Below are 17,193 nucleotides of genomic sequence, written 5' to 3' on the forward strand. Positions count from 1 at the left end.
CTAATGTTGGATGACGTGTCCAACATTAGGGGGGCAGTGCAAGTGACGAGGAGGCTGAAGCCGTGCCCGCGGAAAGCGTCCGCCCGGAACGGAAATCAACGGGCTAAAGGCAACCACTCTCTTTCTCTATAGAGAGTAGCTTTTTTATCATTAAATTGTAAGGATTCACCACCCACCCCAGACCCACACAGAAGAGGAGGATGTAAAATGAAAGAGCAATTTAATACGAGCAAGATTACCTTTTGGGGCTTTGCATTTTTACTCCTTGTTCTCTTTGAAACGGTTTTTTTACGTACGGGAAGTATCGTTTTTGTTATTATCGGCTCATTTTTCATCTATTTTGGGCTGCGAAAAAAAATGAAGTTTTTTTTCATTTCAGGCCTTATTTTTATTGTCCTTGCCCTATTCACATTATGGAGCTTGCGACTTTTAGCCCTAATCGTTGTCATTAATATTTTATATAAATTATGGAAAGGCGTTCCCGCCGAAACTATAATGCGCCCTATCCATGAATACAAAATAGAATCCCCGAACGGAATCTGGAAAAATAACTTGTTTTCTGTCCAGTCTTCTCCTTTTTCATCTTACGAATGGGAAGATATTCATATTCAAGGCTTTTTTGGTGATATCACGATTGATGTCACGGAGACCGTTCTCCCAAAAGGGACTTCTCTTATTTCCGTTCGACAAGGTATCGGGAAAATTAAAATTGAACTTCCTTATGAGATTCCCGTTCGCGTTCATTACACAACTCTTTTTGGTGAAGCAAAACTTTTTGACGTTCATAAAAAGAGATTGATCAATGAGTTCCTTCATATGAAAAACGGTTATTCAGCGTCGACGACTAATGGACCGGAACTCATAATTACGCTTTCTACATGGGCTGGAGATGTCGAGGTGACACGCAAATGAAAAAAGTGATTGGACGCGGATTTTTCCTAAGTTTCCTATTTATCACCATTGGTGCACTTTATCTATATTTCCTAATCGGCTTACCTTTGCAGGAAAGTTGGCGTGCATTTTATGAGTTAACCGTCTCCGCAATCCCCATTGGTTGGTGGATATTGAATACCGCCCTCCTGCTTGGTTGGACGATTGCCATTTGGTCACATTACTTGGAACGCTCAAAAGTGAAGGTGATTGAAGATAGACTGTCCAATTTATTGACGACTGAAGAAGAAACCTATCCAAAAGATAAATTCACACCACGTATGGACCGGACAATCGAAACGGTATCCGATTTAATCCAGACTCAGCGTAAAAGCTTACAGCGTATTACAGACGAACGTGCTGAAACACAAGACCAACTGATTCAAGAACGTATCGTGCAAGAGCGCCAACGCCTAGCTCGTGAATTGCATGACTCTGTCTCCCAGCAGTTATTCGCCGCTTCTATGCTATTATCCGCAATTACGGAGGGCGAAGAAGACCCCACAGCAAGAGTGCCTCTTGGGCAAGTTGAACGAATGGTTCAACAAGCCCAATTGGAAATGCGCGCTTTACTCCTTCATCTGCGTCCAGCTGCACTTAAAAATAAGTCACTGGCAGAAGGATTAGAGGAGCTCTTAGTCGAACTAAAAGAAAAGGTACTATTTGATATCAGATATCGGTTAGAAGAAGTACATCTATCTAAAGGGGCCGAGGATCATCTATTTCGAATCGCCCAAGAAACCTTGTCAAATACACTCCGTCACGCACAAGCTACAGAAGTTGATATTCTCTTAGTCGAAAGAGATGGACTTGCCATTTTCCGGGTTCAAGATAACGGCGTTGGCTTTAAAGAAGTAGACGAGAAGACAGGTTCATATGGTCTCCAAAACGTTAAAGAAAGAGCCATTGAAATAGGTGCGACTTGTAAAATTGTCTCTGTGCCTTCACAAGGAACAATTATTGAAGTGAAATTACCTACCCTTAAGGGAGATGAAGTCATTGATTAAAATTTTATTGGTAGATGATCATGAAATGGTTCGTATTGGCGTTTCTGCATACTTGTCTATTCAACCTGATATGGAAGTGATTGGCGAAGCCGTCAATGGGTTGGAAGCAGTTGACAAAGCACTCGCATTACGTCCAGATATTATATTAATGGATATGGTCATGCCAGGCATGAACGGAGCTGAAGCAACAAAAGCGATCATTGAGCAATGGCCAGAAGCAAAAATCATGATCATTACCAGCTTTTTGGATGATGATAAGGTCTATCCCGCTCTTGAAGCAGGCGCCATTAGTTATATTTTAAAAACCTCCAATGCAAAACGGATTGCCGAGGCAATTCGAGAGACTTTAAAAGGTCAAACCGTGTTGGAACCTGAAGTCACATCAAAAATGATGAAGCGGATGCGTGGTGGCAATCAATTATCGCCACATGAGCAATTAACCGAACGGGAACTAGAAGTGTTGCTCCTGATTTCAAAAGGCAAAACCAATCAAGAAATCGCAGATGAATTATTCATCGCTGTCAAAACTGTCAAAACGCATGTAAGTAATTTATTGTCAAAATTAGAAGTGCAGGATCGAACGCAAGCCGTTATTTATGCATTTAAACATGATTTAGTAAAATAATAAGTCAGCAAACCTAATGATTTAGGCTGCTGACTTTTAGTCGTTTATTTTGCTGTCACACGATTTAACCCATCAATTACACCTATGTGAATCCCTTCATGCCAAATGGCAAATAGGATTAACGAGCCGATCGTTTCTAAATTATGGTCACCCAAATCAATTGGGTTTTGGAGAGGTTTATCGAGCTTCTCCACCAGAACTTTCGTCAGACGTGTCGTTTGCTCTGTCAAAGCGGCAATTACGTCTTCATTGGAAGGGATATTTCCTTCCCAGTTTGCGGGAGTAGACCCTCTGATAAAGAGCGGAGTCCATTCGGCATGAACAATTTCATATTCAGCATCTACTAAATGTACAAAGTTCTCCAACGTCACATAAATATGCCCAGCATTCCAACGTATTGTATTACTAAATCCACTCGGTTGCGTATCCCACTCGGCCTCAATTGTTCGTTTGAGCCGCCCTAGCGTGTACAAACGTGTAAAGATTAACTGATTAATAATCTCTATTGGCAACATCCTCTTTTCTATCTCTAATTTCTATCTTTATGTTCACCGTACGCAGACTTTTTTGTATCATCTTTTTCTTTATATTCGTTTTTACGAAATACTTCTGTTTCATTAGACTCTGCAGGATCAGAAAGTGGAAGTTCGCCTTCTTTTTTTCCATGCTTATCAACATTCGGTTCAAAATCTGCCTTATTAGGGTAATTTTCATGTTTTTTCATTATGAATCGTCTCCTTCTACAGAGGATATTGACTCTGTTCTATTATTAGTATACCTGAAATAGAGATTAAAGACTATTCGGAAACCTATTCAGTACAGACCTCGTCTATCAATACATAGCGGAAATCGCTAAAATATTATGGAGGTGCATGATGATAAAAGGACTATTCTTTGCTTTCGTTAGTCTTGTACTTTTACTTTGGATCGAACAAGGTATTGAGGTTTCTTACATTTGGAAAACGATAGCGAAAGCTTCCCTCTTTCTTGTTATTCCACTCATTCTATTCAAGAAAACAAAACTTACTTTTCTGGAAATTAAGAAGACAGATAAATCCAGTATTCGAATTGCACTACTTTCAGGTTTTATCATCATGTTTATCATTATGGTGGCTTTTATTTTTTTAATGCCTTCAATTGATATTGATGCACTCCTCTTAGACTTAACTGAGCGTGCGGGTGTGACTGCTACAGTATTTCCATTTGTTGCGCTGTATATATTATTCGGGAATTCACTATTGGAGGAGTTTTTCTTTCGGGGTTTATTGCCAAGTTTTTTTAATCATAAACATTACAGGCTACTCATCCCTTCCTTCCTTTTTGCAGTCTATCATGTCGCCATATTTTTACCGTGGTTCACCACACCAATCCTACTACTTGCTGTCACTGGCTTGTGGGCGGGCGGTTTCATTTTCCAATTAGCAAATGAGCGAAGCGGAACGATATTACCTTCCTGGATTATTCATATGTTCGCAGATGTTGGTGTTCTGCTCATTGGGGTTTACATTTTTTATTTTCATTAATTTAGAAGTACCTTTAACTCAAATTATGGAAACTAGATAGAGAAAGACCGAGTACAAAAAATGTACTCGGTCATTTTGTTTACATGCTTGCACGTTAGGGTGATTCACCTACTATAAAGGCTTTAAAGGATCGTTATTATCTTCCCCTTCAAAAGGGTATCTTTCACCCGGTTTCGGTTCATTATATGACTTATCGACCTTGTTCACTTTGTTTGGCTGAACCTTTGCCTGATTTACAACATCTTCTACTTCATGTTTAACTTCGGCTTTTTCTTTTTCCCACTTCTCTTTTGAAACTTCAGCACCTTGCAAACTGCTTTCCATCTCAGATAAGTAGCGAGAAGCATGCTCTTTGCCGCCTAAACCAAATGCCAGACCAAATGCAAGTGCGACCCCGCCAAGTATCAAGATGAATGCTGCATTGATAATGGCTGGTGCAATTCCAAGCTGACTTAAAGCCATAAAGAAAGCAAATGCGAGAATGGCATATTTAGCTACGTATCGCAGAACATGCGGCGCACCGGACGGTTTCGTCATCACGCTTCCGACAAATCGTTCCGCAAGATTTGCTAACCAGAAGCCAACAGCTAGAATAACAAGTGCTGCAAGAACCATTGGCAAGTATGCAAATACACTCGTTGCTAACGTCACCATAAAGTATAAGTTTACAATTTGTAGTGCTTCAACAACGAACAACAGGATGATGACAACTTGCACAATCGTTCCGACAATATCTGCTAGTGAAGGCATTGATGATTTAGCAGAACGGACACCCATTTTGTTGAGTAATGAATTGACGCCTAAATTTTCAAGAAGCGAGACCACGATGCCTTTAACCCATTTAGCTAGAAGGACACCAACTAACACTAGAACAACTGCAATGATTATTTTCGGCAACATACCCACAATGTCGTTCAACATCGAGATTGCCGGCTCTGAAATACCGCGTAAATCTAGTGCTTCAAGTGATGAAATTGTTACGGGAATCATAATTAAGATGAACACAATCGTTCCCGCTAATTTTGAAAGGCTAGTCCCTTTTAAATATGAAGAGACTTTTAATTTCTCAGCAAAACGATCTATGCCAATTGATTCTAAGAATTTTGTTAGGATGACGCGGATTATCTTTGCAACAATATACCCAACAGCAAAGATAAGTGCTGCACCCACAAGTTTTGGTATGAAGTTTAAGAAGCCTTGTAGTAATCCTTCAAACGGTCCACTTACGCCACTTAACCCTAATGCATGTAAGACTGCTGGCATGAATAGGAGTAATATTAAGTAAAATGCAATGTTCGATGCATTTTCAACCCACTTCGACTTATTTGCTTGCTCCGCAGAAACGCCGGCTTTCACAAAGTACTTATTTAAATCGAACTTATTCCCAGCCATGAGAATGAATTTCTTCACGACAAGTGCAAGAATCCAAGCGATAAACAGAATGACTGCCGCTTTTAACACACCGAGGATTGCACCCGCAAATCCTGAATAGATTGAAACGAATGGTGTTGCAATTAAGCTCATGTTCATCACATTAAAAAACATGATTAACGCAAGTAGCATGATTCCCCAAAATACGACTTTACTGAGTACTTTCTCAATATTCCATTTTGAGTCTGTTGTATCTAAGCGCTCATTTAACCTCAACTTCGTTAAAAACTTTTTTACTGCACCTTCGATAATTTTTGCAATGATAAATCCAACCACTAAAATGATTATTCCAATCAATAAATCGGGTAACCACCTTAGAAATCCCGCTAAAGTGAATTCTGACATTTAACTTCCTCCCATTCCCATTCTATTTTATTCCATATTGTTCTATTCCTACTATTCCTTCACAATAAACATATCTTTAATAAGTTATCTATTAATCTATGAATTTTTTTCAACAAAAAAACTGTGAAACGCCGCCAATTATAGCAGCAGTTGCACAGTTTTCGATTTCAAGCAGTTTAAATTGTTGGAACGAGCACTGTTACTTTAAACAAATCCCCGTCTACTTCAATTTCCATTTCTCCGTTATGCATATCGACTATAGATTGCGCGATGGCAAGACCGAGGCCTGAGCCGTCTGTATGACGGGAAGTATCCGCTCGTTTAAAACGTTCAAATAGTTCATCGCCATTTTCATTTAATTCATATTGGGAAATGTTTTTCAGTTCGAATTTTGCTTGTTCGCCCACTTGTTTGAGCGTAATGTAAACGCGTGTTCCTGGCATTGAATATTTGATCGCGTTGACGATTAAATTATCAAGGACACGCCACCATCTTTGGCCATCGACATTTGCGACAAGTGCATCGTCGGGTAAGTTCACCCGGAAATCAAGACTGTTTGTTGACATATCATCTGCATGTTCCGCCAGCGCCTGTTGAAGTAGCTGCGTTAAATCGACGCGCTGTTTATGGAGTTCAAGGTTTCCACTAGCCATTTTTGATACTTCAAACAAGTCTTCAATTAATGTTTTCAAGCGTTGTGATTTTTTATCGAGAATATCCACGTATTTTTGACGCTCTTCTTCTTCTAATTCCGGTGATTTTAATAAATCTGTGTACGTTATAATCGATGTAAGCGGTGTGCGTAAATCATGACTTACGTTAGTGATCAATTCGGTTTTTAATCGTTCACTTTTCGCTTGCTCGGTCATCGAAACTTTTACACCTTCACGTAAGTTGTTTAAATTCCTAGCATGGTTAGCAAATGGGGATTTCCCTTCAATTTTGATTTCTTCTTGTAGGCTACCTTGTGCCATTTTTTCTGTCGCTAGAATAATTCGGTTTAGGTATGCTGAGCGTCTCATAAAAATATAGAGCGCTGGTAAACCTAAGAACACGACACATATTGCGTAAAATACTACCAAAATTGGACTATAATACATTCCACCGTATCCAAATCCTGTCAGAAAAACTCCGATGGTTAGATTAAAACCAACGCCGGCAAGAAAAAATCCGATGAGCAAGATAAATGTTTGAGTACCAATTGTTTTACTCATAAACACTCCCTGTAGGGACCTGAAAAACTTCACAACGTAACTGTTTGCAATTTCTTGTTCCAGTAATCCTTTACCCTTCCAACGTTCAACACAATTGACAAGCTGAAACGAAATTACTGCAATTGCAACTCCAAAGACGACGAGCCAACTACCCTGCGCTAAGATATAACCAGAATACATTTGGAGGTAGTTGTGAGGGTTAGGCAGTGCATTTTGATAAATAATTCCGGTTGTAATTAAGATTGACAAGAAAAATAAAGCGGCCTTCAAGTCTATTTTCAATTTATCGTAACGCGCACTAAGACTTGTATCTGTTACCCATTCTTTTCTAAACTTAATGACAGTAAATAAGGCGACAGCTGATAATATTCCTAATACCCAAATTGCATAGGAAGCATATTTCCTTTTATTAAAATCCGATACTTGTTCTTTTAAAAATCCAGAGGCTAATGCGTTCTTCGGAACAATGACTTCCCCCTCGAATATCCTTACTGGATTTTTAAATACAGACATATCACCATTCGTCAATTCAACCACTTCATCAGACATTGGTGAACTATAGCCTTCTGAATAAAACCACTCACTCACAGCTTCACTATGTGGGATAGAATTAGCTTTAAATAATCCTTCCTCTTGGTTAAATACCCTTTTGTATACTGATTTCACGCCAATGCTACCTGATGAAAACGTTTCACCTGTATTAATATCCGTCAAATGATAAGCAATTGGAAAAAGAGACAATTCAGTAGCTTTAAGTTCATTAATATACCTCGCTAAAACCACTTCTTTTTCAGCCCTAATTTTGGATGCTACGTGCTCATCACTTTCGAAATTCTTCTCAATATCTGCAACTTTAAGATCCCGTTCTTTGATTAATGCGGATTCGAGTTGATTATTCCCCGAAGATTTAGCTTCATTAATCCGCTCCTCATACTGGTCGTGAAGACTAGTTAGTTGATCGGAAAGAGAGCCATAATAATTGCGATGTTCTTCTATTTCATGATTTGTAACTGGAATTTTCTTTTTGGCTTCGTCAACATCTAGTGGATTCAAAACAGCTGGACCAAGCATCTCGTAAAAGTTATTTATTTCCCTTTGAAAATCATTTGTATCAAAATAAGTTTTCCCAATATAAGTGGGCGAGTATTTCAATGCTGAGGGTATGGCAATTAGTAGCAGAGCCGCAAGAATAGACCAGACAAAAAACTGTATTTTATTATTCTTCATTCCTATAAGCCTCCGCTAAACATTCTTGTTAGTTGGACAATCAACCGATTTGATCGGAATGTTTCTCCATAATACAGTTCAAATATATGCGTTAAACAATAACCGATGCTAATGGTCGCTGTGATAAGGGCAATAATTGACCAAAAAAGAGCAATATTACTTTTCGATTTTGTAGCCAATGCCCCACACCACCTTCACATAACGCGGATTTTTTGGATCGGCTTCAATTTTTTCTCGGATTTTCCGAATATGAACTGCGACGATATTTTCAGCATTGTATGCCTGCTCGTTCCAAACACGTTCGTATATTTCATTAATCGAAAAAACACGTCCTGCGTTTTTCATCAAAAGTTCAGTTATTTTAAACTCGATTGGCGTCAGCTTTACCCCGACTCCATCAACGGTAATTTCTTTTGCCTCTTCATCTAGTGCAAGTCCATCAATGACAATCTTCTTTTGCGAACCTTCGTATGTGCCAAATTGAACATAACGACGTAATTGTGATTTAACACGTGCCATTAATTCCATCGGGTGAAAAGGTTTGGTAACGTAATCATCGGCTCCAACCGACAACCCGTGGATTTTATCGGAGTCTTCTACCTTAGCACTCAACATAATGATTGGGATATTTTTTTCTTCCCGAATTTTGAACGTCGCTGTAATACCGTCCATATTCGGCATCATAATATCGAGAACAAGTAGATGTACTTCATTTGACCCTAGAAGTTCAAGCGCCTCTACGCCGTCCGCTGCCTTCAACACGTCATATCCTTCATTTTTTAAATAAATTTCAATGCCGTCTCGAATCTCTTGGTCGTCATCCGCAACAAGTACTGTAAATCTAGCCATCATCCGCACCTCACTTTCTTCAATGATACCAATTCTACTCGGTAAATCTTAACTTTCAGGCATTCAAATTATGAAGACTTTCTTAAGAAGTTGTTTTTCACACCTTTTTCAAAAAAGTAGATTCTGATATGAAATATATACAAAAAGATGAGACACTACTATTGGTAGGTTCTCACCTACTTTCATTCCATTTTTTAATGGCGTTCTTTTAGAAAATGTTTTTATATTTTTTACCCCATATTATTCACAAAATAGGTTTTCCATCAATAATAAACCACGAAATGAGTATGTTCTGAAATCGCCGGTCATTTTGCGGTTGTATTTTTTTATTTATCCATTTATTCTCATGAAATTCTGAAAAAAGTAATGTCAGAAGGTGACGTGAATGTATAATAGACAGACTTCTTCCTTGATTGAACCTAGACTTTTTAATTTCTTTATAGCTTTATGGATCAATTTGACGCGCAGCTGTTGGACTTTCCTCAATTATTGCAAAATACTTCTTGATAATGACAGCTGCTACATAATTTGTACGTGGTGTAGCGAGAGGAACGAATCACTTTTCCCGCAATTTTAATAAGCTGGTAGCGTATTGTTCCCATCGTTTGATTCCGAACGTTGTTCAGCAAGTAGGTTACGGAGTCAATTATGAAAACTATAAGCAAAAATTGCTATTTGTGGCGGGATTTTTTGAACCCATTCTGACTTATTTCAGGAATCAGTATACCCATTGCCCAATCATTGTTCGCGCGGATGACTAAAACATATCAAAGATGAAGGTTCTTTTCACTTAATAAGTGAAAAAAAAAAGGGAGAACTCCCAGTGTAATAAGGAGTTCTCCCTTTTTTGAACTTTTCTATGAATAATGCGGGTTGGAACCTTATGCCAACTCGATATTTAATTTTCTTACTCCGCCATTCCCAATTCCAAGCTATGGTTCAACTAGTTTCACTATCGTCCTGCAAAACAAGGTAAACTTGGGTGCATCGAAGAGTTAACTAATTCAAGTTTTCCTTTATTGCCCTTGTTTATAATACAGGGGGAAATAAATTTGGCAAGAGAGCTAAAGAACAGTGTATTAAATGAAAGTGGTTTAATGTGTTGAAACCTTAGTTACATCTAATCATGATTTTTCTTCGTTATCGGACCATTTCTCTGGAATTACCCCTACAAATTCACGCAGTGTTAGTACTATGAATATAAAGAGGAAAAATTGTCATACTAATCAAAAGCAAGGAGGATATGATGAGAAAATTTCTTATTTCAGTAACTCTACTTATATTTGTTGTAACTTTCTTTCAAGAAAATAAATCCCTTAGTAATGAAAATGCTGAAACTTTTAATACATTTTCAAAAAATACCAACGAAAGGAAAATTGTTGTTGGACGTATTCCAGAGGCTCAAATCGAATTACTTGCCACTGAAAAGGAAGGTAACTTAATTGATTTTACTCTTCAAATAGATGGAAGTACTCTATCTTTCCCTAGTTGGAAAAACGTCACTAACAAAGCATATTATCCACAACTGTATTATAGCGATATTAATGATGATAGAAAAAGTGAAATTGTAATAATATTAACAACAGGTTACGGCAGTGATGTGGTAATAAAAGATGTCCATGTTTTCAACAAAGTTAAAAATAATAATAACGAAATCTTCGAAGAGAAACATGTTGTTAGTCCAATTTCTATTATTAAAAAAAATGTAGAAACTAAATTAACAAAATCAACAGCAACTATCCGAATCGGTGACAAGTTAACAGAAGTTAATATTGAAAAATTCGGGATAGATCCAACACACATTTTTCATAATATAACTTTTGGAAGTATTTTGGATTTTAAAATTATTGATAATAAACTCAATGCTATTGTTGGCGCTACAATTGCACCATCGGGAGGTTATTTAGGTGATATAAATATTATCTATACTTACAAAGATAATACTTATCAACCGGGGCAGATTAGGTTCGTTCCAGTTGGAGTATTAAGATAGCAGGGTCGATTATACTTCACTAATGCCTTTCACGCAAAATTTCAGTTTGATTACTTTTTCACGTTAAATAAAAAATGAGGGCTGTCCAATAGGTCCCCATAATAGAAACAGGTGGATAAAATGACACTCACTTGTATTTATATCTTTGGGATCCGGAACTGAAAATAGCTTACGAATGTCTTCTACCTTCTGGAAATTGTGTGATATAACTACAATAATTCATTGTGGACATTTTCCAGGCCTCGATGTTGAAATCATCTGTGACCGATTGCCCTTTATGTGACCGAACACGCTTTTCAGATCACTCTTAATTTTTGTGCAGAGTTCCTTTAATGCGTAACCTGAACAGCCTTCACTTCCGTGAATCTTGTAGCTTTCGGATGCATTTCTTTTGTTTACCTTTTATAAGTGTTCCTCTGTTCGTTCGAACAAATGAATAGACAGTCCACTTCTTAATATGTCCAATTTTTCCGTTCTTTATATCATTTTTATATTTTCATATCTTTCCCTTTATCTATGCCCTTAAGGGTTCAAGAAATCAAAACGCGGCTTCTTTTCCTCACCGTTTGCAATGCACAGGGATAGTTCTATTCACTACCATATTCCGCGTTACAATTACCGTTTGGTGCATCAGCAAAAAAGACTGTGCTAGCTTCTCCAATTGAGGAATAAAGAAACGAGTATCTGTTGAACGTTGATGCATCGTGTAAAAAGATAAATTGATTTTCTGTGGCCATTTGTACATAATATCCTGGTTTTAGTTATCCATTTTCATATAGTCATCTTTCATTCGCATGAAGGTATTGGTTATGATCTTTTTTCAAAAAGCTTTTGCAGTTACCTCACACTTCATGGTGCTTTTGTATTGTTCTATGCATGACTGATAATCCCGGTGAATTCGTTTCATTGGTTTTTTCAAGACGCTATGACGTGTTATTCCTTTATGTCACAATTTCTTCTTTAATGAATCAACTTGCTTTTCAAGTTCTTCCGCCAATACTTCTTATTGTTTAGGCTACACTCCATCTGTTGACATGAGCGATTTCACTTTATATTATGAATGGCTTCCATAATCTTTCCTTCAATTTTTTCTTTGAAGCGCATTGTTGATTTTTTCCATACAAAAGAATACTCTTAGTCCTCAGTTTCGATTTTTGTCCCATCCAAGAAGTAGTAGCTCTCCATTGAAATATACCTTTCCCCAATCATTACTCTTATGCAGTTACCCCGAAATTCGTTTGTTTTACGAATTCAGGTAGCTGCATCGCAACATGACAGTGGGTGCAATTGATGCTTAGTAACTTGATGTAGTTCCCCTTGAATTCAAAAAAAATTATAATCGTTTGTAAGGTAAAGTAAGTAAATAATTCTTTGGAATGAATCCTATATAACCCTTTAAAATCATTCAATTCGCTCCCCCTCTCAATAGTAAGTATGTTTAATTTCCTTTTCGTTACAAGATTCTAGAAAGAATAATAAACAACGGGATTTCAGACTATTGATTTAAATATACACTTAGACTATAATCAACCTAATTACATCTTACATCAGCAATGAGAGGGAAAAGTAAAAAGCGGCAGTCGCATAGAGAGCTTCTGATGGTGGAAATGAAGCGGACCAGTCCTTTTGAACATGATCCTTGAGCTTCGTACTGAACGTCTTCGGATTAGTAGGCTGCGACGAGAGTTGGCGCTTGTTATCTACGTCAAAGTATAATTCAGCTAAGCTTTTTTAGCTATGTACTTTAGAGATAATCAGCTTCAACTGGTTATGAAGTAAGGTGGTACCACGGGTATATCAACCCCGTCCTTATCGATTTTTATCGATAGGGGCGGGGTTTTTTCATTTCAAAAATTAGGAGGATGGAAAATGGCAGTATTTATTGGAGGGGCTTGGCCGTATGCAAATGGTTCGTTGCATCTAGGTCATATCGCAGCGTTGTTACCGGGTGATATTTTAGCGAGATACTTTAGATTGAAAGGTGAAAAAGTACTCTACGTTTCAGGAAGTGATTGCAATGGTACGCCCATTTCAATTCGAGCGAATGCGGAAGGCGTTACCGTTAAAGAGGTTGCAGATCGCTACCACGCTGAATTTGTGGATTGTTTTACGCGACTTGGATTTACGTATGATTTATACACAAGAACAGATGGAGACTTCCACCACCAAGTCGTTCAAGAGGTATTTTTAGAGCTTTTGGACAATGGTTTCATTTTCAAAAAAGAGGTAGAACAAACCTATTGTGAATATGATCAACGATTTTTACCCGATCGGTTTGTGGAAGGAATTTGCCCGCATTGCGGAAGTCGTGCACGCGGTGATCAATGCGATTATTGTTCTTCTTTGCTAGATCCACTCGACTTGAAAGAAAGTACCTGTAAACTTTGTAGCAATAAACCAACTGTGAAGAAAACGGAACATTTTTATTTCAAATTGAGTGATTTCCAAAAACAACTTGAATCCTATGTTGCAGATGCTAAAAAAGAAGATAGATGGCGTGAAAATGCGATTCATCAATCGGAGCGTTACCTTCACGAAGGACTTCATGACCGCGCTGCCTCCAGAGACCTTCCAAACGGGGTAAGTATCCCGATTGAAGGTTATGAAGATAAAAAAGTATATGTTTGGATAGAGGCTGTCACAGGTTACTATTCGGCGAGCCTGGAATGGGCGAAGATACACGAAACCGACGATGCGGAATTTTGGGATGAAGAAACGATTTCCTATTATGTCCACGGGAAAGACAATATTCCTTTCCATACAATCATCTGGCCAGCAATTCTGGCGGGGATTGGAAAAGAAGATGCCTTACCTACCCATATCATTTCAAATGAGTATCTAACATTGGAAAAACAAAAACTATCGACGAGTCAAAACTGGGCCGTCTGGGCGCCGTATATGCTCGATCACTTCCAACCCGATTCTTTACGCTATTTTCTAACTGCAAACGCTCCTGAAAATCGAGATGCTGATTTTTCTTGGCGGGAATTTATCTACAGTCATAATTCCGAGCTGTTGGGTGCGTATGGAAACTTTGTCAATCGGACATTGAAGTTCATAGAGAAATCATATAATAGTGTCGTTCCGTCAGCAGAGATTGAATCGACTATTAAGAGAACTGTTTCAGACCTTTATATAATAGTAGGAAAGTTAATTGAAGAAGGTCATTTCAAAAAAGCGATTGAAACGATATTCCAATTTGTCCGCCAATCAAATAAGTATTTTGACGAGGAACGACCTTGGATTCAGATTAAAGAAGAGCCGGAAGCGTGTAATCAAACAATGGCAACCTGCGTATATATCATTGCGAACTTGGCACAGCTCCTCTCCCCTTTCCTACCGTTTTCAAGCAAAGAAGTTAGAGAGATGTTAGGGATGGATGAATTCGTGTGGCAAGAAAAAGAACTTTCAAATCAAAACTTATACAACGTCAGACCTTTGTTTGAACGAATTGACGTTACAAGAATTGATGATGAATTAGCGCTGCTCCTTGGATAATCTGAAGATAATAAAACCAAATAAGTATAGTCGATAGGCCCTTCATTTGCTACACTGAATTTAAAGACTATTCTTACGTTCAGGGGGGAAGCAGTTTGAGAGGTCGGATATTTTGGCTTGCGTTGTTTTTGATCGGTTTGAGTTGGATTTTGAATTCTTTTTATGCCCATTCCAAACAACTCGAAGCGCCTATTTTTCTAGATCATTACATCGAACAACAGGTGTATGAAGAAGATAGTAGTTACATCACGCTTTTCTATTTAACGAATATAAATGATGATTCCCGTCTCTCTCATGTAAATTTAGGTGGCGTCACTGGTTATGTATCTCAGGATGACTTTTTCGATGACTTCGGTTTTTATGAGAATGAATTTGATCCTGATATCCAGACTTTTACTCATTATGCGCTACGAAGTCTTCGAATCGAATTAAACTCATTCGAATTTGAAGATGTATTAAAAGAAGACAATGAATTAATCGTTCATGAAATGGAATTGTTCTTTTCCGATGGGCGGGATATTACTGTACCAATTGGTGAAGTTGCCCTTCAACGCCCCTATCGAAATGATACAGGACTATCACAGCCATGGGGATCTTCTAGTAACGATAACTCTAGTATCTTCTCATTTTCAGCTGACGAATCCCTGACAATTGACAGTATTACATTCAATATTGATGAGGCTATAAAAGATCAGATTTTCGTCAAAATAGATCTCTTGAATACGATTACACTATATAATCACATTGAATACGACCTTGCAGTTAATAATTGGAGTGAGGTACCTGGCATTGAAATTAGTGATTTAAAGTTTCCATACGAGTTAGAGAAAGACGAAAATTTTACGATTAATACACAGATTTCACCTAACTTTGTCGGATACCTAGAATCTTCTTTCGTAATTTCAGGGTCAACTGAAAGCGGAAAACCCTTTATATCCCATAGCATTTTTCATAGCCAACAGCCTTATTTAGAACAAAAAGATGTTGACAGGATTATTCAGGAAAGAGGTGTTTCAAAATGAAGAGTGCTTTAAATTTAGTTTTTTGGGGGTACCTCCTTGTACTTCTTCGTTTTGAAATTGGGATTGACATCCTCCCCGATCCTGTAGGTTATTTTTTAATCGCATTAGGCTGTTTTGCTCTTCGAGAACATTATCCAATCGCTCAAAAAGCCGGCATGTTGGCTGTCGGAATGATTTTTGTGTCCATTCCGACTGTTTTTGTTAATCTGATCGAGGTAAGTTCTTTCGGATGGGGCGCCTATGCTATCGTACTACTCTTTTTAAAACTAATTCACGCTTACTTTCTTTTCTCGATCTTGAAAACCATTACGAAAGATTATAATCATATGGCATTGATCGACCGTACAAACACTGTCTACACGCTTTATATCACGTTAAATTTACTTTCATTGGCTTTCACATCTTTTTCAATGAATTTGTCCGGAGATTTTTGGGTCGTATTTGGCGGCCTGCTATTATTTGCGACATTTATAATGGAAATTGTATTCCTTGTTCTAATACGGGCAATTCGGAAAGCCGAGCCCTTGCAGGTTAATTCAATTATAGAAGTATAATTAACAAAGTCATGGCATTCATTCGCGACATGGCTTTTCTTTGTTTTTCTTCCGCTCATTGTTAGCACAAGTATTCCGCCGAGCAGCAGGACGATTCCCATCCACGAGGTCATATCTAATCGCTCTTTAACAATGGCAACACTGAGTAAAGCTGCGGTTAGCGGTTCTGCAAGTGACAGCGTAACCGCAGATGAGGAAGGAATTCGTTTTAGCCCCGTTGAAAATAAGATGTAGGCAACGCTTGTCGTTGCGATTCCCAAGTAGATGACCACTGCTATCCCGCTTCCAGTTAGTAGGCCCTCAGTTTCAAATCGCAAAAGAAATGGCAATAACATTAAAGCACTAATCGAAAAGATGACCGCAACAGCAGGAATGGTTTCCGTTTTTTCAAGAACTTCTTTATTAACAAGTGCATAAATCGCAAATAATAATCCCGCGCAGAGCGACATTGTTACGCCGATTGGATTGACAACGATTCCATCTCTATTTAACAAGAGCAATGCACATCCAACAATCGCGAGTAGCGTCGCAATCATCCATACGCTGTTGGGGCGACGTTTCAATAATAACCATTCAATAAATCCAGAAAAAACTGGCGCGCTTCCGATTGTTACGACTGTTCCAATGGCAATCCCGGTAAGTCTCACGGATGAGAAAAATAAATATTGGAAAACGGCCATCGAAATCGCAGCGTAAATCGTGGCACGCCATGGCCAGTTTCGAAAATCAATTTTGCGCATGATCAGTAAAATAACTAATAATGAAAAACCACCCACTGCAAGTCTTGACGCTCCTACTGCCAATGGATGAATTGTTTGCGGCATGAATGTTTGAGCTGTTCCAGTTGTTCCCCAAAGCACAGCTCCTAACAAAACTAGAAAATATGAAAGTCGTTGTGACATGGCTTCCCCTCCAATCGTTCCACTAGTAGAATACCATTATATGTGAACCTTAATCTATCAAATATCTGAAATA

General features: G+C 38.2%; 14 protein-coding genes and 1 other annotated feature. Of the genes, 7 read left to right on the forward strand and 7 right to left on the reverse strand.

The window, feature by feature from the left end; genetic code table 11:
- Positions 1–207 precede the first annotated feature (207 nt).
- Genes liaF through AC25Y1_RS09015 form a run of 3 tightly spaced genes read left to right on the forward strand, consistent with a single transcriptional unit; the run spans position 208 to position 2,562 of the window.
- The gene (gene liaF, locus AC25Y1_RS09005; protein ID WP_488147648.1) at positions 208–912 is read left to right on the forward strand and encodes a cell wall-active antibiotics response protein LiaF; all 705 of its coding nucleotides are present in this window, start codon (positions 208–210) and stop codon (positions 910–912) included.
- Entirely contained in the window at positions 909–1,937 is a 1,029-nt protein-coding gene (locus AC25Y1_RS09010) for a sensor histidine kinase (protein WP_488147649.1), read from the forward strand. Before liaF ends, AC25Y1_RS09010 begins: the two co-directional genes overlap by 4 nt.
- On the forward strand, positions 1,930–2,562 hold the full coding sequence (locus AC25Y1_RS09015) for a response regulator (protein ID WP_488147650.1): 633 nt from the start codon (positions 1,930–1,932) through the stop codon (positions 2,560–2,562). Before AC25Y1_RS09010 ends, AC25Y1_RS09015 begins: the two co-directional genes overlap by 8 nt.
- Before the next feature lie 44 nt (positions 2,563–2,606).
- On the opposite strand, the gene AC25Y1_RS09020 is transcribed toward AC25Y1_RS09015, so the two are convergent.
- Positions 2,607–3,074: a DinB family protein gene (locus AC25Y1_RS09020; RefSeq protein ID WP_488147651.1), complete on the reverse strand. Its 468-nt coding sequence runs from the start codon at positions 3,072–3,074 to the stop codon at positions 2,607–2,609.
- 17 nt (positions 3,075–3,091) lie between these two features.
- Positions 3,092–3,286 (reverse strand): hypothetical protein, encoded by a 195-nt coding sequence (locus AC25Y1_RS09025; protein ID WP_488147652.1) that lies wholly within the window; start codon positions 3,284–3,286, stop codon positions 3,092–3,094.
- Between the two features lie 151 nt (positions 3,287–3,437).
- Here AC25Y1_RS09025 and AC25Y1_RS09030 point away from each other — a divergent pair, with 151 nt between their 5' ends.
- A complete protein-coding gene (locus AC25Y1_RS09030; RefSeq protein WP_488147653.1) occupies positions 3,438–4,085 on the forward strand; it encodes a CPBP family intramembrane glutamic endopeptidase in 648 nt (215 codons plus the stop codon).
- Between the two features lie 111 nt (positions 4,086–4,196).
- Here the strand turns inward: AC25Y1_RS09030 and AC25Y1_RS09035 are convergent, their stop codons facing one another.
- From AC25Y1_RS09035 to AC25Y1_RS09050, 4 genes are all read right to left on the reverse strand, one after another.
- Positions 4,197–5,861, reverse strand: a complete 1,665-nt coding sequence (locus tag AC25Y1_RS09035) for a mechanosensitive ion channel (protein ID WP_488147654.1) — start codon at positions 5,859–5,861, stop codon at positions 4,197–4,199.
- 176 nt (positions 5,862–6,037) lie between these two features.
- The gene (locus AC25Y1_RS09040) at positions 6,038–8,302 is read right to left on the reverse strand and encodes a histidine kinase dimerization/phospho-acceptor domain-containing protein (protein WP_488147655.1); all 2,265 of its coding nucleotides are present in this window, start codon (positions 8,300–8,302) and stop codon (positions 6,038–6,040) included.
- 2 nt (positions 8,303–8,304) lie between these two features.
- A complete protein-coding gene (locus AC25Y1_RS09045) occupies positions 8,305–8,481 on the reverse strand; it encodes a hypothetical protein (RefSeq protein ID WP_488147656.1) in 177 nt (58 codons plus the stop codon).
- A complete protein-coding gene (locus tag AC25Y1_RS09050) occupies positions 8,459–9,151 on the reverse strand; it encodes a response regulator transcription factor (RefSeq protein ID WP_488147657.1) in 693 nt (230 codons plus the stop codon). Before AC25Y1_RS09050 ends, AC25Y1_RS09045 begins: the two co-directional genes overlap by 23 nt.
- Positions 9,152–10,397: 1,246 nt before the next feature.
- Here AC25Y1_RS09050 and AC25Y1_RS09055 point away from each other — a divergent pair.
- From AC25Y1_RS09055 to AC25Y1_RS09065, 3 genes are all read left to right on the forward strand, one after another.
- Complete coding sequence (locus AC25Y1_RS09055; protein WP_488147658.1) at positions 10,398–11,144, forward strand: hypothetical protein; 747 nt, start codon at positions 10,398–10,400, stop codon at positions 11,142–11,144.
- 1,544 nt (positions 11,145–12,688) lie between these two features.
- Positions 12,689–12,958 (forward strand) — a binding site (T-box leader).
- 55 nt (positions 12,959–13,013) lie between these two features.
- The gene (gene metG, locus AC25Y1_RS09060) at positions 13,014–14,642 is read left to right on the forward strand and encodes a methionine--tRNA ligase (protein WP_488147659.1); all 1,629 of its coding nucleotides are present in this window, start codon (positions 13,014–13,016) and stop codon (positions 14,640–14,642) included.
- Positions 14,643–14,737: 95 nt separating this feature from the next.
- Positions 14,738–15,664: a hypothetical protein gene (locus AC25Y1_RS09065; RefSeq protein ID WP_488147660.1), complete on the forward strand. Its 927-nt coding sequence runs from the start codon at positions 14,738–14,740 to the stop codon at positions 15,662–15,664.
- Between the two features lie 364 nt (positions 15,665–16,028).
- Here AC25Y1_RS09065 and AC25Y1_RS09070 read toward each other — a convergent pair whose 3' ends face one another.
- Positions 16,029–17,120 (reverse strand): DMT family transporter, encoded by a 1,092-nt coding sequence (locus AC25Y1_RS09070; protein WP_488147661.1) that lies wholly within the window; start codon positions 17,118–17,120, stop codon positions 16,029–16,031.
- Between the last annotated feature and the right edge of the window lie 73 nt (positions 17,121–17,193).

The sequence above is a fragment of the Sporosarcina sp. Y1009 genome (assembly GCF_057669865.1).